Consider the following 24,803-nt stretch of genomic DNA (forward strand, 5'->3'; position numbering starts at 1 on the left):
AACCCGCCGTTTCAACGAACGTGGTCGACCTAGGCGTCGATCGTGATATCGGTATCGGCGAGCCCATCTATCTTGCCGCCCAAGTCGGTACTGCATTCGCGGGCCTGACTTCATTGACCGTGACGCTGCAGACCAGTACTGATAACAGCACCTGGACTGACCTCAATTCCTCCGGTGCAATTCCGGTTGCCGAACTGACAGCCGGCGCACAGCCGGTCCGTGTCGTGGTACCAAGCCGCACTGAGCGTTATCTCCGCGTCAACTACACCGTTGTGGGAACCGGTACTGCCGGGACCATTACGACAGCGTTGCTGCTCGGCCCGGATGGTTACCGCGCTTATCCATCAGGATCACCGACGCCAGACTTCTCGGCAATCTCGGGCGATGATTCGACAGCGGTTACTGGCGTAACTGTCAGTCCTTCAACCGCAAGTGTCGCAGTCGGTAGCACGGTTGCTCTGACAGCAACCCTGTCACCATCTGACGCAAGCAATTCTGGCATCACCGCTAAATCGTCTGATACCAGCAAAGCCACTGTGACCGTTAGCGGTGATACCGTTACCGTAACCGGTGTAGCTGCAGGCTCTGTGACTGTCACCATCACCACAGATGACGGAAGCTATACAGCGACTGTTACAGTTACTGTTACTGCTGCGTAATATCAACTGGTTCACTAGCCCTCTACGGAGGGCTTTTTTATTGGTGCGTTATGGCAACGAAAATTGAAGTAATCAACAGGGCGCTGATCAAGATCGGCAGTGAGCGCCTCATGAACGAAACGGACAATAATAAAGCCTCCCGAACCATCGAAGCCATCTATGATGGATTGCTCGACCGTATTCTGCGCAACTACCGCTGGGCTTTTGCCATTAAGCGAGTGCAGATTGCACCACTCGCTACACCTCCTGCATATGGATACCAGTTTGCGTATCAACTTCCGGCCGATTGCCTGCGCATTGATGTGGTGGGTGACAACCTGCCTCGTCATATTCACTGCGGCCACCATGAAATTCACGGTCGTCCAGTATGGCAGCGAGAAGGCAATCAGATCTTAACCGACATTGAGCCACCACTTTTCTTGCGCTACGGGGCGCGGATGACTGACTCGAGCCAATGGGACGCAGCATTTAGCGATGTGTTCTGCTGCTTTCTCGCATCAGAGATGGCAGAGGCCATCACCCAGTCATCCACCAAAAAGCAATCAGTGCTTCAGGATATGCAATTGGCTCTTGCCGAGGCCCGCCAGTCAAGCGCCATTGAGCGACCACCTATTCAGCAGCAGGAAACATCGTGGTTTACAGCGAGGTTATAAATGCCGTCAGTATCTCCCGCCATTAACTCCTTCAACGCCGGGGAGTTCAGCCCACTGATGATGGGGCAAACAGATTTCCAGAAGTGGAAGTCCGGCGTCAAAACGATGCTCAATTTTATTCCTCGCAGCCAGGGGCCTGCGGAGCGACGTGGCGGTACCTACTTTGTCAAAGAGGTAAAGGATTCATCTGCTCGGGTCTGGCTTGCTTCCTTCGTGTTCAATACGACCCAAGCGTTTATTCTTGAGTTCGGCCCGTCTTATATCCGATTTTATTCAGATCATGGCGTAGCTGAAGATAGCAGCGGTGCGGCCTTAGAAATATCATCCCCATGGTCTGCATCTGACCTGATTAACGATGATGGGGGCTTTGGCCTATCAATGGTGCAGAGCGGTGATGTCGTCTATCTCTGCTGCCACTCAGGATCGGTTGAGCCTTATAAACTTAAGCGAGTGTCAAATAGCGATTGGACGCTTGAGGCTTTCGACATCGCTGGAGCTATGGGACCTTTTGCCGATATCAACTCTGATAAAGGCAATGTTGTCTATACTGACCAGTTCCGTATCTATTCTTCTGACGGCGCTACACTTCCGGATGGTACGCCCACAACAACCAGCCTTTGCACGATTACTTCCAATCAGGCGATCTTCAAGTCTGGTCATGTTGGTGGCCTTTTCTATATCGAATCGTCTACAGATGCTGTGGATGATGATACGGGTCACAGTGGGTATATTCCCGCTTGGGTAGCAAGTACCACAGCGACATTTTCTCCCGGTGTATTCTGCAGGTCAGAAGGAAAATACTATGAGGATATGGATGGGACCAAGACCGGAAGCACTCAGCCGACCTGGACTGCTGGCGCGCACCGTGATGGTTCTGGTAGTGATGCGTCACTATGGCGTTACTCTAATGGTGGCTGGGGTGTCATACAGATAACGGCAGTTGCCAGTGATGGCCTGACCGCTACTGGTAAAATTCTGTCAGAGCTACCCCCCAGTGTACGTTCTACAACGGGCCAAACATTCAAATATGCGTTTGGTGACTGGTCAACGTATCAGGGATTTCCCACTAAGGTATCGTTCTATAAAAACAGATTGGCTTTTGCTGCTCGCGGAAAACTGTGGTTTTCGGTTTCCTCAGATTATGAAAATTTCACCCCCATGACCAATGGCTATGAGGTTGAAGCTGACGATGCAATTAATGTTCAGATTGAGGCTGACTCAACCAATGCCATCCAGTGGCTGGCTCCAGGTAGCTCTCTGGTCATAGGCACTGCCGGCGCAGAACATGCCTGTTCACCTTCAACAACCACCTCATCGTTTGGGCCTGACAATATCCAGATCAGCAAAGAATCTTCATACGGCTCAAAAGAGATAGCGGCAGAGTCGGTGGGGTCTGAGTCTGTTTTCGTGCAACGCGCAGGCCGTAAGGCTCGCGCAGTTACAGCGGACTTTGAAAGCGGGTCATATGCATCGAGCGATCTAACCGTTATTGCGGAGCACATCACCACCGGAGCTATCATCGATATGGCCTGGCAACAGGAGCCTGATTACGTTCTGTGGGTAGTATTAGCTAACGGTGGACTCCGCGGCCTTACCTACAACAAAGAGCAGGATGTGATTGGTTGGCACCGGCACGAACTGTCCGGTGCCGTTGAATCAGTTGCCGTCATTCCAAGTCCAGACGGTGGACGGGATGATTTGTGGCTGGTAGTGAAGAGAACGATTAACGGTGAGACAAAGCGTTATATCGAATACATGCGCGCGCCATGGGATGCTGAAACAGAAAGCCTCTCTGCAGCCTTCTATGTCGACTGTGGGCTAACGTATTCAGGGGATGCCGTTGATACGGTATCCGGGCTATCTCACCTTGAGGGGATGACCGTTTCTGTTCTGGCTGATGGTGCGGCGCATCCTGACTGCACTGTAGCTGATGGCTCCATTTATCTTGAGTGGGATGCATCAGTCATCAGTGTTGGCCTGCCATTCACCTCACAGCTGATCACCTTGCCTATGGAGTTATCCATGGCCAACGGTACTGCTCAGGGTAAGACAAAGCGCATCAACAAGGCGACGCTGAGATTCGTTAACACCCTTGGTGGAAAAGTCGGTGATGAAAGCGGGAATTATCTCGACATCATAGAAAGCCGCGATTACAGCGATCTGATGGATAACCCTCCTGCGGCATTTACTGATGACCGCAATATCGACTGGCCGGGAGATTACAACAGCAATGCCTGCCTTCAGATTGTGCAGGACCAGCCGTTACCTATGACCCTTGCCGCAATTTATCCGAGAGTGTGGGTAACCAGTGAATGAACATAATCGACTTTGAACCTGAACATCTTGCCCTGATTAAGCCACAGGAAAAGCAGCAGGAAGTGGTGCTGGATACCGACTACGCCCAACTGATTTCTGCAGGTCGCTGCTTCACTGGAGTCAGTCATGGGAAGGTCATCGTTATTGGAGGCCTAGTGCCGGTGACACAGAATCGGGTTTACCTACACATGATTGTGGCAGATGGCGTTCCTCACCAATGGCTGAGTATTTATCGGGCTGCCCGTCGATTGATTGATGGGTTACCGGACACTGTCTGGCGCATTGAGGCCCTAAGCACTTTTCCGGAGGCCGATCGCTGGCATGAAATGTTGGGGTTTGAGTTTGAGGGTATTCTACGGCGGGTCATGCCAGATGGCAGGGACGCTAAATCATACAGTATTGTGAGGTAGTTATGGCTTACGCCGCTGCAGCATCTGCCGGCTTACAGGCAGTGAATGGAATGGTGAGTGCGCACAATGCGTCGAAGCAAAGCTCAGCTAATGCAAGTGCAATGGATCAATATGCCGGTAACCTCGCGCTGCAAACTGGCTCGCAGGTTAACCAGATTCGTAACCAAGGCGCTCAGGTGCTTGGGCAGCAATCAGCAGACTTCGCTGATAACGGAACCGGGACCGGTGGGAGTAATGCATTACTGCAAAAGTCATCAGCTATTGATACTGAGATGGATGCAGCAAACGCCAACTATAACGGCCAGATACAAGTGGCTAACGCACAGAATCAGGCCAATGCATTAAGGGCACAAGCTAAAGCGCAGAAGCCAGGCCTAATGAGCCTACTGGGTGGTGCCGCGAGTGCGGCCGGATCTTATAGCATGGCTGGCGGAAAGTTTTAGCACTTTACTAAAGGGTGAGAAATGCCACGTATACCAGTTTATCAAAGCCAGGTTGGTATCAACGCTGGCGCACCTTCTATCGTCCATACCCCAACTGAAACGACTGACCAGCAAATGGTACAGCAAGGTGTCGGCGCTTTCGCTGATGCAGCCGTCAAACTTGCTCAGCAGCATCAGGCTGTGACCAATACCCAAAATATGACTGCCTTCATCAACTCCAATAACAATATGGATCAGGCGCTGAACGATGCGCGGCAGCAGTCAAAAACAGGCGTTGATTATATCCCAGCGGCACAGGCGATCATCAAGCAGCATCAGGATGACTTCTTCTCTAACAACCCCAACATGACTGACCAGGAAAAAGCGCAGTACCAAGCGCGCTGGGCTCAGGTTCGCGGACAAACGGAGAATCAGGCCATTAACTGGGGGCAGTCACAGGCCAACTCTATCAAGGTTACTAACCTGCAAAATGCTGCTACTGATATCAGTAACCGAATCCTGCAGGACCCGACCAGCTCGAAAGCGTTACAGCAAGGCTGGATTCAGGACGTGAATAACAGCGTTCTGGACCCGGCGACTAAAGCGCAGTTGCAACAGAAAGGCTTGAACTCTTGGGCTTATGCTAATGGGCTGTGGGGGGTGAACAACGCCCCGGAGCATGTCATAAGCCAGTTAGACCAACATACTTCAGATCAGTCTTCAGGCTCATCAGGCACTTTAGCTGACCAGAACAATAACCCACTCAACATACGTTATTCATCCGTAAACAATTGGGTTGGGAAATCAGGGAATAACGGTACCGGGTTCGAACAGTTCGACACTCCGGAACACGGTTTGCGGGCCGGTTTTAAGCTGATGCGTAATCAGATCGCCAACGGTAACGACACAATTAGCTCTCTGGTGAGTAAATGGGCGCCGGCCGGTGATGGAAATAACCCTGTGCAATACGCCCAGTCAGTGAGTAAGGCTACCGGCATTCCTCTGGGCCAGAAGCTGGACGCCAACAATCCGCAGCAAATGATTGGCATCGCCAAGGCTATGGCAAATCAAGAGGGCTATGGCCGCACTATTGATGATGGGCAGGCGGAAAGGGCGTGGACGTCAGTTGATGACCCGTCGACATTGGCACCCGGTGTCATGCCTGGGCACCTGTCGCTTGAGCAGAGTGAATCACTCCGAAGAACAGCGCAGGCTAACATTGATCGCCAGCAATCGTTGCAGATAGCTCAGCAGAATCAGATTCTGGCTATGCAAACCAAGATGGAGAATGCTGCAGGCCATGCCACTGACACCATGCAAACTCGCATCGCCAGCGGGCAAATACCCTCATCTGATGACTGGCAGAACTACGAGAACATGACGCAGGGCACGAGCTATCAGGGTAATACTGAAACTCTGCGCAATGCCATGGTACAAACCCAGAAGCTTTACAGCATGCCGCCGTCACAGGCTCAGCAGGAACTGCAGACCATGCAGCTTGACCTGAAAAATAATGGGGGCTCTGAGCAGCAGTATAAGATCCTCGGCTTAGTGCAGAAAGCTATCAGCCAGCGCCAGACGGATGTGCAAAAGAATCCTCAGTCAGTTTGGGCTATGGATTCGGGGCAGCCCTTGCAGCCGGTTGACCCAAGTGATGCACTGGATAACCCAGGGCAGCTTGGGCAGGAGCTAACGCAGCGCATGGTTAACTCTACATCGATCAGCCAGAAGTATGGCCCGACCGCCGGGAAAAACCTTCTGACCACCGACGAACTGCATAACTTCCAAGATGCTTACGCGAGAATGGGGGCTGATCAGCGCATCCAGTTTTGGCGGAATACTCAGGCCAGTAGCTCTCCAGCTGTGGCAACACGTCTTGCAACAGAAATGGGTGGGGATTCTCCGCTCATCTCGACTATTGCGGGGCTAGCCAATACACCGTCAGGTTACAGTGCGGCATTGTCTGTCGAAAAGGGCAATCAGCTTATGAACCCAAAAGACGGTGCAGCCAAGGTCTCGTTCCCGCCAGCATTCGATACATCATTACAGACCAGCATTAAATCTGAATACCCCAACATGAGCCCAGCGCAAGTTCAGAGAATGATACCTCTGGTCAAAGCCTATCATCTTGGGAGCGGTGGTGAACCTCAAGGGGTAGTCGGTACCGACGAACTCCACAACATTATTGGTACACCGGTGAAAGTAAGCGGAGCTTCTGTAGTGGCGCCACCTGGGGCGAATGTGAATGCCTTCAAAGACAGCATTACTACCGGCATAAGCAGTCTTGGTGGGATGGCAGATAGCGTACGAAATGGGCTGAGTAACGGGACTTACTCGCTAGTGCCGGACATTAACGGTAACCAGATGCTAATTGCGGCGGCATCACAGCGTAAAGTTGTAGGAGCCAACGGTAAGCCAGTTGTTATTGAGGTGAGTCAATGAGCGCGCTTTACGATCCTGAACTGAATGCTGAACTAGATCAGAACGGCACTGAAGATATTCATCATATTGATGCCGGCGCTTTAACCGGCATAGGTAAGGGGATCGAAACCGGCCTATCGAACGCTGGCACTTCTTTGTCACGGATATCCTCCAATATCGGTACTGCTCAGATGAACGTGTCCGGTGGTGAGATGATGGCGGGCGGTAGCCTTACTGGCGAGGATAGTACCGTTCAGACCGGTGCTGATTTGTCTGCTGTAACCCAACCAGATGAGTCCCAACTCCCACAGTATAAATCCTTCGACCCAGAGCAGATAGGAACAGTGGGCACCATTCTCGGTGGGCTCGCCCAGCAGGTTCCATCTCTTGCGGCAATGGTTGCCAACCCGGTGGCGGGGGCAGTCATGGCTGCTGTTCAGGGGCAAACTGAGGCTCATGCTGAAGGTGCAAAGCTGGGTCTGACGGGATCTTCGCTTGAAGACTATGGCGGGGTTGGTGCCGTATCAGGTGCAGTCGGTGCATCCATTCCGGGATTTGCAGGGATTGGTCGTGGTGCCGTGCTGTATGGCTCGCGTTTTATCCTCGGCGGCCTAGCGAATACAGCAACAAGCGAGGCTGACCGGTGGGGGCGTGCCGCTATTCTGGATAACGCAGGATTTCATGATCAGGCCAACCAGATGCGTCAGGCTGACGGAGCAAGTATCGCCACTGACTTTGCGTTGGGTGGAGCGTTCGGGTTACTGGGTGGTGGTCATCGAGAGGCATCATTGCCAGAACGTGATACCCCATCACCTGAACAGCCCGTACATAATGATGATCAGTCCGGTAATTCTGATCCCTCAGCGGCGCCAGAAGTAGTTCCGGATAACTCTGGCGCAGCACCATCCAGCAACATGCCACCTCTCAGTGATTACACTGACTCATTGCAGGGCAAGGCATCTCAGTTGATGAGCAGAGGTGACCGAAAAGTCTGGCAGTCAGAGGTGGCTAATAGCCAGCGTATTTTGGACCAGCTTAACCAGCAGCGTTCAGAAATCGTTGCATCACCGCTTTCAGGGTCAGGGAAACAACTCTCTCAGGCAAGGCGGGAAAGGTCTAGCCAATTAGCCGATTTAGACAGCCAGATTAATTCTGCACGTTCACGTTTGCAGGATGCGACAGATACCCTTGCTCCTCATATGCCAGGCGGAGAGTTATTTGATGCAAAGGCTAACTTGTCGAGGCTCTATGACAGGATGCAGGCTGACCAAGCCATGGTGTCCAGCATCCACGAAGATGCTGCAACGGCGCATATGCTGCACGACAACTATGTGACGGAATCAGCACCTGGTTTGGCTACTGACTCGGCCAGTGAAGCCGCGCATGTCCGGGCAATGGATTCTGCAGGCGAGTCGGTGAACACAGGAAAGGCCGTTGATGTTTCCGATCACATCAATGATGCCAGCACTTATATCGTCCATGGTGATATCGATGGCCCTACGCTGTCTCGTCAGTCTATGGCGGGTAATGCGACACAACGGATGGATAGCATTTCTCAAGCGGCTGACCGTCAGGCTGTTCCTATACCGGATATGCAGGAAAGCCAGCCTGGACCCCTGAGTGAGCAAGGCAGCCCATTTGACTCAATAAGGGAACAGGCTGCCGTCATGCGGGATACCCATCCCGAGCTTTCTGACCTCATCAATACCCACCTCGAAACTGTAGAGGCCGAACATATTGCCGAGCATCAAAATGCAGACTCATACGATGTTGCTGCGGCGTGCGCCTTGAAATACGGAAGCTGATATGAAACCTGAATGCATCCAAGCTGTAGAAGATCACTTGTCTAAGGCTGCCGGCAAGGCAGTCAAACTGACAGATGCGCAAATAAAGCGAATTGATTCGCGAATGCATGAAGGGGCAAAAGTTCTCGCGAGACAGGATAGATCAGCGTGGCAGGCAATGGGCCCAGATGAAAGGACTATTGCTATAGGTAACTGGGTTCGTGATCAGGAGCGTTTACAGGCTGACGCTAAAGCCCGATCCCAGCTCCGCCAGTTATCAGCAACGATAGATGCTGCTCGCCGTATGGACGAGTTCGCCGCGGCTAGAAAAGATAAGCCAGGCAAGTGGGGTAACGCTCTTATTGATGTGCTTGAAGGCGTGGACAACACTTTGCGTGGCGCTGAGCAGGTGGCAGTACGCGGTCTTGGAGACATGCTGGAAAAGGCCAAAGTGGGTGGGTTCAATCTCGACTTTGGCAACAAAAATAGCGATGCCTTTTTCTCTGATGTCGTCCGTGAAATTTACGGACACGATACCGGCAACGGTTCAGCTAAATCCTTTGCCAAGCAGTGGTCTGATTCAATGGAAGGGTATCGTCAGGCCCGTAACCGGGCTGGAGGTACAATAGGGAAGTTGGACCATTACGCCCCTCAGTCTCATGACCCAACCATAATGCAGCGATCCGGAGGGGAGGAAAAGTGGACCAGCTTTATGATGAAGAACCTCGACCGTGATCAGTATCTTGATGATAATGGAAACAGGCTGAGCGATGACGCCCTTCGCGAAGTCGTTGGCAAAATGTATAACTCCATCGTCACTGATGGCGTAAACAAAATTACGCTGGACCAGCTGGGGTTGGCTGAAAACTCGAACCCATCATTTGGTTCAGCCAATATTGCCAGATCGTTTAACGCTAGTCACCGAGAAGTACATCTCAAGGATGCGGATTCGGTTATTGCCTACAACAAGCAATTTTCTAATAAGTCATTAGGGGTTTCATTTTTCTCTCATCTCAATCGCTCAGCCAGAGATAATGCGCTGATCAACGAGCTTGGCCCCAACCCCGGGCATACTTTTGCTGTGCTCAATGATACTGCTCGCAAGCGGGATAGCATGATGCCCGGGGCAAAGTTTGACGGCGGTGGATCTGTTTCTGGGTCTGGCCGTGGTGGATTTAAGGCAGACGCCTATTTCCGGCAGATGATGAAGAACAACACCGATTTTACAGACCTTGACCGAATCAGTAGTGCTATCACTGCTTATCAGGCAGCAACGAAACTGACCAGCACAGCCCTGCGTTCACCGTTCCAGGATACTCCAGGTATATTCCTGAACATGGCGGATGTTGGTCAGTTGGGTAGAGTTGGGTCGATACTGAAAACAGCTTTCAGTCCGGCTGAGGCCAAACGCTTCGGGATCGGTGCTGAAGTGGCTACGCAGGCCGCCCGTGAAGGCTCAGAGAGAATAATGAGCCAGGGTCGTTTTAATATTGCCAATGCAATGTCCCGGTACGCTCAATCCACGATGAAGTATACGCTTCTCGATGCATGGACCAATGCAGCAAGGCGCGCGGGCCAGACATCGCATGCCTTTGCACTCGCCGACTGGTCGAAAACATCGTGGTCGGCCCTGGACGTTAGCCAGAGAGCGTTATTGAACAATGCCGGGATTACTGACGGTGACTGGCAGAACATCATGAACGTGCCGCGCCAGAAACTCCGTGGTAATGATATTCACGATATTTCTGACGTGTCTGCTCTTGGCCTGAATGAAGACGAGGCTATGCGGCTGCAATCACGCATGATGGGCTTTATCCGCATGGGTGGTGATATCGTTACATCTGAGCATAACCTGACGGCTCAAACTATTATGAGTGCCGGGGGCCGGACTAATGCTCTGACAAAACAGGTTATGTTATTCAAGAACGCAGGTGCAATCCAGACGGCACATATGCTGGATAGGCTGGGAAGAAAATCAGGAACATCCCGCATAGGCTACGTGGCCGCGACCGCAGCAATGTCATTAAGCTTTGGCTATATGGCACTGGTGGCGCAGGCTTTAAGTAACGGGCAAAACCCTCCACCTATTGATGACTGGCGTACAATAGGAAGAGCGATGTCGGTGGCGGGCGGCTTTGCAATGGTGCAGGATTTAATCGTAAGTATGTACGATGCGGCGAGTGGTGATAATTCAGGGCATAGTTCAAGTGCCGTGCCTATATTCGGCGACGCAGCTACGGCCCTAAAAATCGGGGGCAGCCTCGTCGCCGGTGATACAAGCAAGGCTGGGTACCAGGCGATCAGGTTCGCCCGGCAGCAAATAGCCCCACTTAACTACTGGTATACCAAAGCAGCAGTAGACCACCTGTTTTTCAATGACGCCGCTGAAGCAATGAATCCTGGGTACCAGCAGAGGCTAAGGAAGTATGCCGGCCAGCAGGGGCAGCAATACTTCTATGATCCGTCAGGTAGTCTGCAATCGCCGGGGATTGGTCAATATGCAAAACCATTTTGATAATTATAGGTAGCATCTTTAATATGGCATTACATAACATTGACCAATAATGGATGCTGTATGAGCTTACTTTATGACCCTGAGCAAGATGCTGAAATGAGCCAAAGAGGCATGGAAGAAATTCAGGATATACCCTCTCCAGGTTTTTACGAATTACACCACACGGTTATTAATAGTATTGTGACTATTTTTGTTGTTATTTTAATTCTATGGGTAATTCGATTCTTATGTAGGAGATATAATGTGAAGGTTATTTACCTTCATACTCCACTGAAAAGAATTGGCTTCACGCTATCATTGTTAGGTATTTTTATGTCAATAATTGGGATGATATCAAGCAACGAAGTGTCGGGGTCTTTATTTGTCAATTCACTTACTTTTAGTAAGTGGTTCGCTCCAGAAAGCAATATTCTTGGAATTGGTTTTTACATATTATTAGCAGGGATATATATAGTTTATCTTCATGATATTACAGGGGAGTTACTACTTAGGTGGATTGTTAAAGGCACCGTAAAATAACTCACCATCAGGCAAGAATAATAACCTGATCACATAACCCGCTCCGGCGGGTTTTTTTATTACCCAAAATACCGCAGCCCGACTGTGGGGATTACTCACGCCTGGAGAATGGCTAATGGCAATTTCATCTACACAATCTTATGTAGAATATACTGGCGACAGCTCGACAACATCCTTCACTATCCCGTTTTATTTCCTGCTCAATAGCGACATCTCAGCGATGGTTGCTGATGCTGACGGGAGTATCACAGAACTGACCAACGGTACTGATTTTACTGTGACAGGGCAGGGTGTATCTACCGGCGGGACCTGTGTACTGAATACGGCGTACAGCAACAGCTACAGCATCCTTATCTACCGTGAACCGCCGGAAACGCAAGAGACCAAGTACTACGAGAACGGTAAGTTCCCTGCCAAATCCCACGAATCTGCACTCGATAAACTGACAATGCTGATCCAGCGTTTCGGTTGGATGTGGGACTCGCTTGCACTAAAGCGCCCAAACTATTTTGCTGATTATTTTGAGGCGAATGGGCATCGCATTGCTGACCTGCAAGATCCAAAAAATGCGCAGGATGCTACCACGAAAAAATATGTTGATACTGGGTTATCTTCAGAAGCTACTGAAAGGGAAATTGCTGATGATATGATCAGGAAATCATTGGCAGCAGAAATTCAAGCAAGGAAGTTAGGTGATACGGATCTAGCTAATAATATTAAATCCCTGAGGGGCGACTTAGTAACTGAATCAACCATCAGAGCTGCTGGAGATAAAACAACCCTTTCTTTAGCTGAGTCATATGCTAATACTCTCTTAGCCGGGAATATATCGATTAATGGAGGGACAAATGTAGGTTTTTGGCTTCCTGATGCAGTAGCAATTTTTGATATTACGGTTAGTTATTTTTTAATTCAGGTCAGAGGTTTCTACCAGGCTGGCGATGGTGGGGCTGGGCTTTGGCGGGCAACCGGCAACTTTGACTCATCGAAAGCAAGATCACACATACCCTCAAAGGCATTGATTTATGATGCCAGTGGGCGTGAGTATCAACTTGTCATTGACAACATTGAGATTAATGCAGCAGCTAATGGACTAAAGTCTTACACTCAAGATGAAGCGGTTGCAGATGTAGCAGCTGCCGATACAGTATGTGCTGGTGAAGTGATTAACGGTATAACCTCACTTATTGATGCTAAATTCGCATGGGAAGGTATGCCGGGTACTTCTATTCGCGTATTACCAAGCACATATCGTATATCCAAAGAACACATAAAAACTGCTGACTCTACAAACTTTCACTTTGAAGAGTCATGGTTCTATGTGTTCGCAGCTAACGAGTACAAGTATTCTGTAACAGGTAAGCGCCTGGATGGCTTTGGTCATACAGTTGCAGACATTGAGGCAGACTACGAAGCAGCAGGTGGGACAGGAGAAGATTGGGGATTAGTTTCAGCCCGTAACATCAATGTATATGGTGGCCACTTTATTGGAGACCAGGTACTTGATAAAACAATGGACAACTACACAGCAGGTTGCGGTATTATCGTACTGAACCCTGAGTATGTTCTGTTCCACGGCACCACTGCCCAGCACTTCATTTGGCCTTGTGTAGTAACTAAAGCAGAGTACCAAGCAACCGATTGGGCTGCTGATGGAGACTTCGATGTAGAAGGAACCGACTATAACTACATTGTGCCATTCATGACCACAGCAGGAACTCGTTGGGGTAACTTCTATGGGGCAAACTTTGAGAACTGCCGATTCACATCTGGCATCCGAGGGAGCTTCCGTAGTAACGTAGACTGGTCTCGTTTTGATGGCGGCATCATCACAACTGACTGGGTACTGTCAGGTGATGGAGCAAATGCATCAGGACAAGTTCCTTCATACTTCGCAGTAGTAACCGGAACTGGATTCCATTGCTCAGGCGCCTACATCTCTTCAAATGGTGGTATTGGTGCGTACTACAGCAACCCATCAAAAGGAATTGTATTCACTTCAGCTAAGGGACATGTGTTCTCTGGCATTTATACTGAATGGACGATTCGTAACTTCGTAATTGATAAGTGGATTTATAGCAACGCATCTAACTCTCGCTCGATGGGTCTGCATATTCAATCCGTTACACAGTACAAAGAGAATGCCTCTACAATGGGTATTGTAGAATTCCAAGATGGATGCTTCGGTCATTACGATGATAATGACACTTGGGTGTCTGCATCTAACTTCTCTGGCTCTACACCAACCCCTCAAGGTACTACTGAGTTGGTGGTAGGCAGTCCAGTGCGGGATATGGGCGCATTCCACCACGGTGGGTACAACTTTAAGTATGGCACTTATAACATCATCAATGATGGTGATAACCCAGATTTCGAGTTTGTCCGAGATACCAAAACTGCAAAAGAGATGTTCAACTCTTACGGGGTTATTTCTAAGAACACTGACTGGATTTTCCCTACAAAGGAAATGGGTCAACGCAGCATGGTGTGCATTTGGATTAAAGACTTAACCGGAAACTTTGACCCGACTAACTTCGCGCTGTACCTGAACGCCGCCCAAGAAACACAGGCAGTAAATGCCAACGACTTCTTAAGCTACGGCGAACTGCAAGTCGACTATGGCAACGGCTATAAAATGATCATGCTGTCCAACCGTCGGGAATACCCGAACGATGGTCGCAGTTCCTGGGACCCGCAGATCGGTTTACGCTTGCAGAATACCAGCGGAGATACTCCTATTCTGCTGAAAGCCATTGAAGCGTATAACGGAGGTTTCCCGTTATTCCCTCAAGGTTGCGACTATATCCCGTCCGCGGACACTAACTCGGGTGATATTTTCGGGGTAGCCCCGGGCTTTGAGAACGGCGGCGCAGGCGGCGGGATCTTCTTTGCTGGAGATATTGTTAACCCTTGGTCTGGGACAAAGTTCGGTCTTGATTACGACACACGCACCTTGTCAGATAACTATGACGCACTGCCGGCTATTGTGGAAGGGGGATTTAACCTGCCATCGCGGATGCAAGCGAGCTTCACGGCAACTGTAACCGCAGTGGATTCTACTAACTCAACCACTACAGTTAGTGTCCCCTCAACGTATTCCGCGGGTATTGCACAGGGCATTCCTTTGCATATTGTCAGCGGCGGGTCAGCCACCGGAGATACGAAGATCCTGAAACGGGTCGCCAACTCTGATGGTACGCTAACCTCAGACTACGTCCTCAATGGGGTGGTTGGTGCTGTTGGTGACTCATTGGCGATTGACCAGTCTAAGGTAACTGCGTTAACTCTGCGTCGTGATATTAAAGTGAACAATGCCACTGCTGAGGAAAAAATTACCTCGCCTGAAATTGAGGCAACTACCGAGATAAACGCTTCTGGCGGATATGTTCATTTAGGGCGCGGGCGTACTGATGCCCATACAGATCACTTAGAGTTTCACCCATCAGGTAACTATGAAGCTGATGCAGAAATTACCGCATATAAGAATGGTGATAACGCCCAGATAAACTATATTGCCGACACCCACTCATATTCTGGCACAGTTGTACCTTCCGCAACTGCTACGGACAATTTGGGCGCATCCAACGCAACATGGAATAACCTTTTTGTTCAAAACGACGTAACTGTTATCTCTGACCAGTATCTGAAATCAAATATCACGCCAATTGCTGATAACTTAGATGCTTCATCACCGTTAATCACGAAAGCGCTGTTAACTAACATTCTGAATATTCCGTTCCAGATGTGGCAGTTGAATTCTGCAATATCTTCCAAAGGCACTGATGCTCGTTATCATGCTGGGGTTATTGCGCAAGACATTGTCAAGGCATTTACTGATGCGGGTCTTGATTGGACCAAGTATGCTGTTGTCACGAAGGACTCGCACTCGCAGGTTGTCACGAAGGATGCGAGTGGCAATTATACCCCAGTACTTGATTCCGACTCCGACGGTAAGCTCATCAGTTCGTCATCAATTCCCCTCAGTGCCTCTGGTTATATTGAGGTGGTAGATGGTCGTGATACAGTTACTACTGATTCATCTGGTGTTATAACAATAACGCGAGTGACTTACATGGTTAGAATGTCAGAGTTTTATGCATTAAGGTTGGCGGCGCTTGAAAATAAAATGGGGCTATACTCAAGTACTACGGCATCTTCCTAGGCAATAATCCATGGCCTTCCCATCCCCTGCAGCAGATTACGTAGAAAAACGGCTGACCCCTGAGGGCGTCATGGGCATCACTGCTTCATCGGTGGTTATCCAGACAACCGAAGGGTATGCCGTTGCGGAACCGGGTATTCCGGCCAAGATGGGGAGCATGGTGTTGCTGGAGTTATCTGGCCGCCTGGTATTTGCGGAAGTGGGCGCCAGGCGGTATATCACTAACGATGGGGTTATCGAAGGTGATGCCTTGGACGATGCCAGAGTGATCGGCGTGGTGACGTTTATGGTGAAGGGATTTTGAATGGGATGGTAAAGTTACCTGACCGTTAGAATTGTGCCGTAGCGAAAAACGTTATTTCCAGCCCTAATGGGTAAAGTTATGGGTAAATTTAATAAAGGAATCTGGATATTCTCAATTCTTACATCGAGTTATGATTTTTTTACGGTTCCTGCAGGGGACACCATCGTAGTACTTCCCTCCATCACTTCAAAGTGACTGTCTTGAGCTTTCTACACGATACCGCAATAACGCAACTGTAGTTAATGGAATGCACGTCCTGTTGCAGGCATAACCCGAGTACACACATTGGTGCCCGCAGCCGTTTTACGGGGTAATTTCGATAAACTCTCTGGCTAATCACAGGTTTAGTCGGTTAGAAATAAGAGGAAAGTTTCTGCAGGTGTCGGGGAAACAGTCCGGGGATCCTTCCCCGGAAGTCAGTTTAGGCGTTACGTTTGCTGGCTGACAGGGCGGTGACGGAAACACCGACAAACACCAGTACTAACCCGGTGATAAATAACCAAGATAAGCTCGACCCCAGAAACATCACTGACGCCAGTGCGCCGATAAAAGGAACGCCCAGGGTGAAGTTGGACATGCCGAAGACGCTGATACGGCGACCATGTTCTGAGGAGATCACAAAGCAGAACGAGGTAGCGATTGGGCCGATAAAGAACAGCAACCACAATACATGTGCTGAGAAATGGATGGTGGTTGGCGAACCGTCAAACCACGCGGCAAATCCGATTAACGGCAACGCTGCCAGCAGCATCTGCCACGGGGCTAGCGATAATGGCGATCCTACCCACTTGTGATGTTTGACGTGGACGATAACCAGTGACCAGGCAATGGCACCGGTCAATAGGAAGCAGCAGCCCATGATAACCCCAGGACGTGACCAGTCCATCTCCGCAGGGGAGCAGATCAAGGCAATTCCCGCCAGCCCGATAAACAGTGCAACGATTTGCATGGCAGATGGGGTGTGACGCAGCAGTAACCAAGACACTAACGTGCCCCACAGCGGCGTGGTGTAGGCCAGTAATACGGCATGGCTGGTATCAGTAAATTCCATCGCAATCATACCGAGGCCGGTAAAGACCACCATTTGCAGAATACCGATACTTAAAATAATGGGTAAATCTTGCTTTGCCGGCAGACGTAACTCTTTTTTCATCGCCACAAAGAAAAACAGACAGACACCGGCGCTACCGAAACGGATGGCCGCCAACCATAACGGTGGCACCACATTCAGTGCCAGTTTAGTGGCAGGCCAGCTTAGCCCCCACAGAAGAACCATGACTGACAGCCAGATAACGGTACTGTTTATCGGTGAACTTTTTGCAGGTGTGGCGATGGCTTGCTCATTACTATTATTCATCAGTCAATTACCGGCTCAAGGGAATAAAGCTAAATATTAACCAGGCTTTTGCGAAATTTCTGTTCCATTTTTCCTACATAAACGTTAAAAAAGGGTAAGTTGACCTTAATGAATACTCTTGTAGGAAAAGTTTACCGATGAAGAATATTATGCTGGATGAAACCAGTCTGAAGATCCTCGATTTACTGCAAGCGGATGCTGATATCAGTAATGCCGAACTGGCTGAGCGGGTGGGATTGTCGGCCTCACCTTGCTGGCGGCGGGTGACCGAAATGAAAGAGAAGGGGGTGCTCAAGCGATCGGTGATGCTGGCGGATGCGCTGAGCCTGGGGTTATCGGTAAACGTGTTTGTTCACGTTTCGCTTAAGCAGCAGGATGAGAAATCCTTGCAGCATTTTACCGACGCGATCAGTGAGCGCCCTGAAATCATGGAGTGCTATCTGATGACCGGAGAGTCAGACTTCTTGCTGCGGGTAGTGGTGGAGGATTTACAAAAATATCAGGGGTTAGTGACTGAATGTCTGACCCAAATTAAGGGCATTGCCAGTATCCGTTCCAGTTTTGCCCTTAACCAGGTGAAATACACCACGGCGTTACCGACCCAGCATTTACGTCAGTAGGTAACAGGCCGGAGACTGTCTCCGGCCTAGGAGGTTATTTCTGTTTGTTTAGTTCGCTAAAGTCGTTGCGGATCTGCACGTGGCTCAATAATGCGAAAATAAAGGTGCCGCCGGTAATATTTCCCAGCAGAGTAGGGATAGCAAACGGCCATAAAAACTCACCCCACGTCATATGCCCGTTAAATACCAAGAAGAAGGCCTCAACGGAACCGACCACAATGTGTGACAGTCCGGCCAAAGACATGATCCAGGTCACCATAATAATTACCAAGATTTTGGCAGAGCCAGCATGAGGAAACATCCATACCATGGTGGCAATTAACCATCCGGAGACCAGCGCTCCGCAGAACATCTGGGTAGCATCGTGCTGTACTGCGGTTTCACTGAGGTGGATAAACGCCTGTTGCAGGGTATCGTCAAACACGGGCATGTGGTTGAAAGCCAAAGCAACCAGCGATGTGCCGATAAAGTTGCCGATCAGTACCACTCCCCATAACCGCAGTAGCAGTAGAAAATTACTTTTCACCGGCTTGTGCATCACCGGCAACACGGCGGTAATGGTATTTTCGGTAAACAGTTGCTGGTGGGCGAGGATGACGATAATAAAGCCGACACAGTAGCCGAAATTTTCCAATAAAAAACTCCCTGGCAGTCCTTCGGTATGAACCTGCAATAGGCCTTTTACCAGTAATGAGGTGCCCATTGATAAGCCTGCAGCAATGGCTGACAGAAGCAGTGCCATGCCATCGCGTTCCAGCTCCTTCTCGCCGCTCTGACGGATGGTTTCATGAATGGCGACCGAGCTCGAAGGGAGTTCCTCCTCATCAGTGATAATTTCGTCTTCCTGGCTCTTTTCTTCGCTGTCCACTTCTTTGGCACGAATATGATGAGTTTGCTGTTCCACACTCTGCTCCTGAGTCATGTCATTCAATAAGTATTTCAGTAAGTTTAGCTGCTTTTTAGCAGAACGCCGCACCAGGTAGAGCGGATAAATAGGCTGTCTTAATTGTTATCCTAGTGTTGACTTTATGGAACCAGTGCACGAATTTTCGCCTGCTGTCCTCTAACCGAAATGTGAGTGGGGAATGATCAAGGGAAAGCCATAATAAGTGCCGTCCAAGGCATACAATACGGGACAACTACCCGTAGTAAGTTGAGGATGGATGCCCTCGGTGAGTAAAAAAAACGGCTAGCTTCACCGATATAAAATAAGATAAGCGTAACAAAATTTTATCATAGTCGTTTTTTTATCCACAAATGGCGAATTAATGCACTTTTTATGGAACCGTGACCATTTTGAACAACTGACAGCGGTTTTGCTTATGCTATAGTTCGACTTTCTTTATCTTGAAGCGATAACTGTTGCATGCTGGAAGCCAAAGTTCTTACCTGTGTTCGTGATGAAAGGGCGCTATTCAGCCAACTTTCTTTCACGGTTGGCCCTGGGGATATTGTCCAGATAGAAGGCCCAAATGGTGCTGGCAAAACCTCCTTGCTGCGTCTATTGGCTGGGCTTAGTCGTGCGGAATCTGGTGAAGTGCTTTGGAATCAAACACCTATTTCTTCACAGCGGGACGTTTGGCATCAGGAGATGCTGTATCTTGGGCATTTACCCGGCATTAAACCGGTACTTTCTCCGTTAGAAAATCTGCGCTTTTTTCATCCTCAACACAGCGATGAACAGATCTTTCAAGCCTTAGATGAAGTAGAACTGACCGGCTATGAAGATGCCGTGGTGTCGCAGCTCTCCGCTGGGCAGCAGCGTCGTGTCGCACTGGCGCGTCTGTGGCTAACGTCAGCAACATTATGGATCCTTGATGAACCGCTTACGGCGATAGATAAAGCGGGAGTTGAAAAAATAATGTCACAATTTTCAGCACACGCTCGGCGAGGCGGATCCGTTATTCTGACGACGCACCAAGATTTACCGCATCGAGAAACGGCTGTCAGGAAAATACGGCTTACAGCAGAAGGAAATGAAGCATGCTGATACGTATTTTGCGGCGGGAACTAAAAGTGGCTTTTCGCAGTGGTTCGGAAATTATTAACCCTCTATGGTTTTTTCTGATCGTGATCACGCTGTTCCCCTTGGGAATCGGTCCTGATATCAAACTGCTGGCGCGGATTGCCCCGGGGATTGTATGGGTTGCCGCTCTGCTTTCCTCACTGCTGGCGATGGAAAGGATATTTCGTGATGATTTTCTGGATGGATCGCTAGAACAGTTGGTGTTATTGCCGGCGCCATTGCCGCTGACGGTATTGGGTAAGGTGATTGCCCACTGGCTGGTGACGGGATTACCGCTGATTATTCTGTCGCCGTTGGCCTCTTTGCTGCTGTCGCTGAATTTTCCGGGATGGTGTGGTCTGGCGCTAACCTTACTGTTGGGCACCCCTACGTTGAGTTTTTTAGGGGCCATTGGGGTAGCCTTAACCGTCGGTTTGAGACGGGGTGGGGTACTGCTCAGTCTTTTGGTGTTACCGCTAGCGGTGCCAGTGCTTATTTTTTCCAGTGCAGCCATTGAAGCTGCCAGTCAGGGAGTCTCCATCGGTGGTTACTTGGCGATATTAGGCGCAATGCTGGTCGCCAGTATTACGCTGGCACCTTTTGCCACAGCCGCAGCCTTACGCATTAGCCTGCAATAGCTGCGTGTTGTGTCGCTTTTGTCAAAATCAGTGAGCAATACAAAATGTGGAAATGGTTACATCAACTGGCAAAGCCAGAGAGACTTTATAATATCTGCGGTAAATGTGTTCCCTGGTTCGCACTGGCGGCGGTGCTGACGCTATTTCTGGGTTGGATTTGGGGCTTTGGTTTTGCGCCAGCGGATTACCAGCAGGGCGACAGCTACCGCATCATGTACATCCACGTTCCCGCGGCGATGTGGTCAATGGGTGTGTATGCCTGGATGGCAATAGCTGCCTTTACCGGGTTGGTATGGCAGATGAAAATGTCAGACCTGGTGGCCGCAGCCATGGCGCCCATCGGCGCTGTTTTCACCTTTATCGCCTTAGTCACCGGTTCTGCATGGGGAAAACCGATGTGGGGCACCTGGTGGATCTGGGATGCTCGGTTAACCTCTGAATTGGTGTTGCTATTTATCTATATGGGGGTCATCACCCTGTATAACGCGTTTGACGACCGCCGCGTCGCCGGACGGGCTGCCGGGATCTTAATCCTGGTGGGCGTCGTTAACCTGCCGATTATTCATTATTCCGTTCAATGGTGGAATACCCTGCATCAGGGCTCATCCGGGCTGTTGCAACAAGATATCGCGCCATCAATGCGTACGCCGTTACGCTGGTCCATTCTCGGTTATTGGCTGGTTTTTATTACCCTGACATTGATGCGTCTGCGTAATCTTATCTTACTGACCGAACGTAATCGTCCCTGGGTCTCAGCCATCGCAAATAAGGGGCGTAAATCATGACACCTGCATTTTCTTCTTGGTCTGACTTTTTCCAGATGGGCGGTTATGCCTTTTATGTCTGGCTAGCGGTCAGTATTACTCTGGTGGCCTTGGTTTGCCTGATTGTGCACACCCTTGTCCAGCGCCAAACATTGCTGAAACAGATCCGTCAGCGTGAATCCCGTGAACGCCGGATTAGAGCGGCCAAACAGCAAAAACACGCGGCGGTCAGTCGCAAGGAGGCGTTATGAATATTCGTCGTCGTCGACGCCTAATGGTAGTGGTTGCCATCCTGGTAGGGCTTGGCCTAGCGACCGGACTGGTGATGTATGCGCTGCGCTCCAATATCGATCTCTTTTATACGCCGAGTGAAATCCTCTATGGGCGGGGTGCGCAGCACACCGATATTCCCCATGTTGGCCAGCAGTTAAGGGTCGGTGGGGTCGTGATGCCTGGCAGTGTTCAACGTGATCCCAATACCCTGGCAGTACGGTTCAAACTTTATGATGCCAATGGCGTAGTCGAAGTCAGTTACGTGGGTATTCTTCCGGATCTGTTCCGGGAAGGGCAGGGGATCGTCGCCCAGGGTGTTCTGGAAGACGGTCATCTGATTAAAGCACAACAGGTGCTGGCGAAGCATGATGCAAAATATACACCGCCGGAAATTGAGGATGCGATGAAAAAGAACCCTAACGATCCGGTGGCTAACGGTGTACCGGTACAAGGCGGTCAACAATGATCCCAGAAATAGGCAGTTTTTTATTATGTCTGGCACTCGGCTTATCGTTACTGCTGAGTATCTATCCACTGATTGGGGCTGCCCGTCTCGATAGCCGATTAATGAATTTGGCCCGGCCGCTGACTTACGGGCTGTTTGCCTGTATTGCGGCGGCGTTTCTGGTGCTGGTGCACGCTTTTGTGGTGAATGATTTTTCAGTTGCCTATGTAGCTGAAAACTCGAATACCTTATTGCCGGTCTGGTACCGGGTGGCGGCAACCTGGGGGGCCCATGAAGGTTCTCTGCTGTTATGGTTACTGATGCTGAGTGGCTGGAGCTTGGCGGTCGCCCTGTTTAGCCGCAGTATGCCGCAGGATGCGATTGCGCGGGTGCTAGCAGTCATGGGAATGATTAACCTCGGTTTTCTGCTGTTTATTACCCTGACCTCCAACCCGTTTATCCGTACCTTACCGGACTTTCCGATCGATGGCAGTGACCTTAACCCGATGCTGCAGGATATCGGCCTAATTTTTCATCCACCATTATTATACATGGGCTATGTCGGTTTCTCGGTCGCCTTTGCTTTCGCTATTGCCTCACTGATGACTGGCCGTCTGGACACTGCTTGGGCGCGCTGGTCACGTCCGTGGACCACCGCAGCTTGGGTGTTTCTGACGGTAGGTATCGTGCTCGGTTCTGCGTGGGCCTATTATGAACTGGGCTGGGGTGGCTGGTGGTTTTGGGACCCAGTAGAAAATGCCTCGCTGATGCCTTGGCTGGCGGGTACTGCGCTGATCCATTCCTTGGCAGTCACTGAAAAACGCGGCAGCTTTAAATCATGGACGGTATTGCTGGCGATCACCGCTTTCTCCCTCAGTCTGTTAGGGACCTTCCTGGTACGCTCCGGGATTTTGGTGTCGGTTCACTCCTTTGCCTCGGATCCGTCCCGCGGTGTATTTATCCTGATCTTCCTAGTGATCGTGATCGGCAGTTCACTGTTGCTGTATGCGGTGAAAGGTGGGCAAGTTCGCAGCCGCATTCAAAACCAGGCTTGGTCGCGAGAATCCTTCTTGTTGGGCAACAATGTTCTGCTGATGGCCGCGCTAATTGTGGTATTGCTGGGGACCTTGCTGCCGCTGGTGCATAAAGAACTGGGACTTGGCAGTATCTCTATCGGTGCGCCGTTCTTTAATACTATGTTCACCTGGATCATGGCGCCGTTTGCCCTGATGCTGGGGATCGGGCCCCTGGTCCGCTGGCGCCGCGATGAACCGCAGAAACTGTATAAGCGTCTAGCGCTGGCGGTAGTGGTGACCCTGATCTGCTCTATCGTCCTACCGCTGCTGCTGCAGGATCGGATTAAAGCGATGGCTGTTACCGGTCTGCTGATGTCGGTATGGGTGATTATTCTTACCCTGTTAGAGCTGCATGAACGTGCTACCCATCGTCACAGCTTCCTACGCGGCTTAACTCACTTGTCACGCAGTCACTGGGGGATGGTACTGGGCCATCTTGGCGTGGCGGTCACCATTATCGGTATTGCCTTCAGTACCCAATACAGCGTTGAACGTGATGTGCGGATGAAAGCCGGCGATAATATCGATATCGACCATTATCACTTTATCTTCCGTGATGTGCAGCGACTGGTTGGCCCGAACTATACCGGTGGGGTCGCCATTATCGATGTTACCCGTGACGGTAAACCAGAAGCCGTGCTGCGTGCCGAAAAACGTTTCTATACTGCGGCCCGCACCATGATGACCGAAGCGGCGATCAATGGTGGTTTCAGTCGCGATCTCTATGCCGCATTGGGCGAAGAGATTGGCGATGGTTCTTGGGCGGTGCGTATTTACTATAAACCTTTTGTTCGCTGGATCTGGTTTGGCGGTGTCTTTATGGCAGTTGGCGGCATTTTATGTCTGCTCGATCCGCGCTACCGTTCCCGTAAAAAAACACAGGTGCAGGAGGCGCAGCACTGATGGGCAAAAAAGTCCTGTTTATTCCACTGGTGTTATTTCTGTTACTGGCAGCAGCATTTTTATGGCAGTTGAACCGTAACGCGCACGGCGATGATCCGACGTTGCTAGAATCGGCATTACTAGGGAAATCCGTGCCAACCTTCCGGGTACAGTCGCTGCAAGATCCGAACCAGTACGTGACTCAGACAGCGCTGATCACCGGTAAACCATTGCTGGTCAATGTGTGGGCGACCTGGTGTCCGACCTGCCGTGCTGAACATGACTACCTGAATACCTTGGCTGAGAAAGGTATTCCGATTGTCGGTATTGACTACAAAGATGACCGAACTAAAGCGGTTAACTGGCTGAATACCCTTGGCGACCCCTACATGCTTAACTTATGGGACGGTGATGGCATGCTTGGCCTGAATTTCGGGATTTACGGAACGCCGGAGACTTTCTTGGTCGATGCAAAAGGAATCATCCGTTACCGCCACCCAGGAAATGTTGATGCGCAGGTTTGGACACAGCAGATCCAGCCGCTGTGGGAAAAGTACAGCAAGCTGGCGGAGAAGTAA

Annotated in this window: 21 protein-coding genes; 19 read left to right on the plus strand and 2 right to left on the minus strand. The window is 50.3% G+C overall.

What is annotated here, in order from left to right; translation table 11 throughout:
* The 11 genes from DW47_RS17170 to DW47_RS0115775 form a co-directional block, all read left to right on the plus strand.
* On the plus strand, positions 1–659 hold a 659-nt coding region (locus tag DW47_RS17170; RefSeq protein WP_241430781.1), incomplete at its 5' end, for a Bbp16 family capsid cement protein.
* A 50-nt stretch (positions 660–709) separates the two neighbouring features.
* A complete protein-coding gene (locus DW47_RS0115730; protein ID WP_029687384.1) occupies positions 710–1,312 on the plus strand; it encodes a phage connector family protein in 603 nt (200 codons plus the stop codon).
* Entirely contained in the window at positions 1,313–3,628 is a 2,316-nt protein-coding gene (locus tag DW47_RS0115735) for a phage tail protein (protein WP_029687385.1), read from the plus strand.
* A complete protein-coding gene (locus DW47_RS0115740) occupies positions 3,625–4,038 on the plus strand; it encodes a hypothetical protein (RefSeq protein WP_029687386.1) in 414 nt (137 codons plus the stop codon). The genes DW47_RS0115735 and DW47_RS0115740 overlap by 4 nt, the downstream gene beginning before the upstream one ends.
* A gap of 2 nt (positions 4,039–4,040) precedes the next feature.
* Entirely contained in the window at positions 4,041–4,481 is a 441-nt protein-coding gene (locus tag DW47_RS0115745; RefSeq protein ID WP_029687387.1) for a hypothetical protein, read from the plus strand.
* Between the two features lie 21 nt (positions 4,482–4,502).
* Positions 4,503–6,902: a hypothetical protein gene (locus DW47_RS0115750; RefSeq protein ID WP_029687388.1), complete on the plus strand. Its 2,400-nt coding sequence runs from the start codon at positions 4,503–4,505 to the stop codon at positions 6,900–6,902.
* Positions 6,899–8,686: a hypothetical protein gene (locus DW47_RS0115755; RefSeq protein ID WP_029687389.1), complete on the plus strand. Its 1,788-nt coding sequence runs from the start codon at positions 6,899–6,901 to the stop codon at positions 8,684–8,686. Before DW47_RS0115750 ends, DW47_RS0115755 begins: the two co-directional genes overlap by 4 nt.
* A gap of 1 nt (position 8,687) precedes the next feature.
* On the plus strand, positions 8,688–11,180 hold the full coding sequence (locus tag DW47_RS0115760; RefSeq protein WP_029687390.1) for a hypothetical protein: 2,493 nt from the start codon (positions 8,688–8,690) through the stop codon (positions 11,178–11,180).
* A 60-nt stretch (positions 11,181–11,240) separates the two neighbouring features.
* A complete protein-coding gene (locus tag DW47_RS0115765) occupies positions 11,241–11,699 on the plus strand; it encodes a hypothetical protein (protein ID WP_029687391.1) in 459 nt (152 codons plus the stop codon).
* Between the two features lie 115 nt (positions 11,700–11,814).
* The gene (locus tag DW47_RS0115770) at positions 11,815–15,861 is read left to right on the plus strand and encodes a tail fiber domain-containing protein (RefSeq protein WP_029687392.1); all 4,047 of its coding nucleotides are present in this window, start codon (positions 11,815–11,817) and stop codon (positions 15,859–15,861) included.
* A gap of 10 nt (positions 15,862–15,871) precedes the next feature.
* Positions 15,872–16,165, plus strand: coding sequence for a hypothetical protein (locus tag DW47_RS0115775; RefSeq protein ID WP_029687393.1), 294 nt, complete (start codon positions 15,872–15,874; stop codon positions 16,163–16,165).
* A 421-nt stretch (positions 16,166–16,586) separates the two neighbouring features.
* Here DW47_RS0115775 and DW47_RS0115780 read toward each other — a convergent pair whose 3' ends face one another.
* Entirely contained in the window at positions 16,587–17,522 is a 936-nt protein-coding gene (locus DW47_RS0115780; protein ID WP_029687394.1) for a DMT family transporter, read from the minus strand.
* 137 nt (positions 17,523–17,659) lie between these two features.
* On the opposite strand from DW47_RS0115780, the gene DW47_RS0115785 reads away from it, so the two are divergent.
* Positions 17,660–18,142 (plus strand): Lrp/AsnC family transcriptional regulator, encoded by a 483-nt coding sequence (locus DW47_RS0115785; RefSeq protein WP_029687395.1) that lies wholly within the window; start codon positions 17,660–17,662, stop codon positions 18,140–18,142.
* Positions 18,143–18,176: 34 nt separating this feature from the next.
* Here DW47_RS0115785 and DW47_RS0115790 read toward each other — a convergent pair whose 3' ends face one another.
* Entirely contained in the window at positions 18,177–19,064 is an 888-nt protein-coding gene (locus DW47_RS0115790) for a formate/nitrite transporter family protein (RefSeq protein ID WP_071846666.1), read from the minus strand.
* Between the two features lie 444 nt (positions 19,065–19,508).
* On the opposite strand from DW47_RS0115790, the gene ccmA reads away from it, so the two are divergent.
* Genes ccmA through DW47_RS0115825 form a run of 7 tightly spaced genes read left to right on the plus strand, consistent with a single transcriptional unit; the run spans position 19,509 to position 24,803 of the window.
* A complete protein-coding gene (gene ccmA / locus DW47_RS0115795) occupies positions 19,509–20,132 on the plus strand; it encodes a cytochrome c biogenesis heme-transporting ATPase CcmA (protein ID WP_029687397.1) in 624 nt (207 codons plus the stop codon).
* Complete coding sequence (gene ccmB / locus DW47_RS0115800; protein ID WP_029687398.1) at positions 20,126–20,785, plus strand: heme exporter protein CcmB; 660 nt, start codon at positions 20,126–20,128, stop codon at positions 20,783–20,785. The genes ccmA and ccmB overlap by 7 nt, the downstream gene beginning before the upstream one ends.
* Positions 20,786–20,829: 44 nt before the next feature.
* Positions 20,830–21,570, plus strand: a complete 741-nt coding sequence (locus DW47_RS0115805) for a heme ABC transporter permease (protein WP_029687399.1) — start codon at positions 20,830–20,832, stop codon at positions 21,568–21,570.
* Positions 21,567–21,800: a heme exporter protein CcmD gene (ccmD, locus tag DW47_RS0115810; protein ID WP_029687400.1), complete on the plus strand. Its 234-nt coding sequence runs from the start codon at positions 21,567–21,569 to the stop codon at positions 21,798–21,800. The genes DW47_RS0115805 and ccmD overlap by 4 nt, the downstream gene beginning before the upstream one ends.
* Positions 21,797–22,288, plus strand: coding sequence for a cytochrome c maturation protein CcmE (ccmE, locus tag DW47_RS0115815; protein WP_029687401.1), 492 nt, complete (start codon positions 21,797–21,799; stop codon positions 22,286–22,288). The genes ccmD and ccmE overlap by 4 nt, the downstream gene beginning before the upstream one ends.
* Positions 22,285–24,246, plus strand: a complete 1,962-nt coding sequence (locus DW47_RS0115820) for a heme lyase CcmF/NrfE family subunit (RefSeq protein WP_029687402.1) — start codon at positions 22,285–22,287, stop codon at positions 24,244–24,246. The genes ccmE and DW47_RS0115820 overlap by 4 nt, the downstream gene beginning before the upstream one ends.
* Positions 24,246–24,803, plus strand: coding sequence for a DsbE family thiol:disulfide interchange protein (locus DW47_RS0115825; protein WP_029687403.1), 558 nt, complete (start codon positions 24,246–24,248; stop codon positions 24,801–24,803). Before DW47_RS0115820 ends, DW47_RS0115825 begins: the two co-directional genes overlap by 1 nt.

Source organism: Tatumella saanichensis (assembly GCF_000439375.1).
In the GTDB taxonomy this organism is placed as follows: Bacteria; Pseudomonadota; Gammaproteobacteria; order Enterobacterales; family Enterobacteriaceae; genus Tatumella; species Tatumella saanichensis.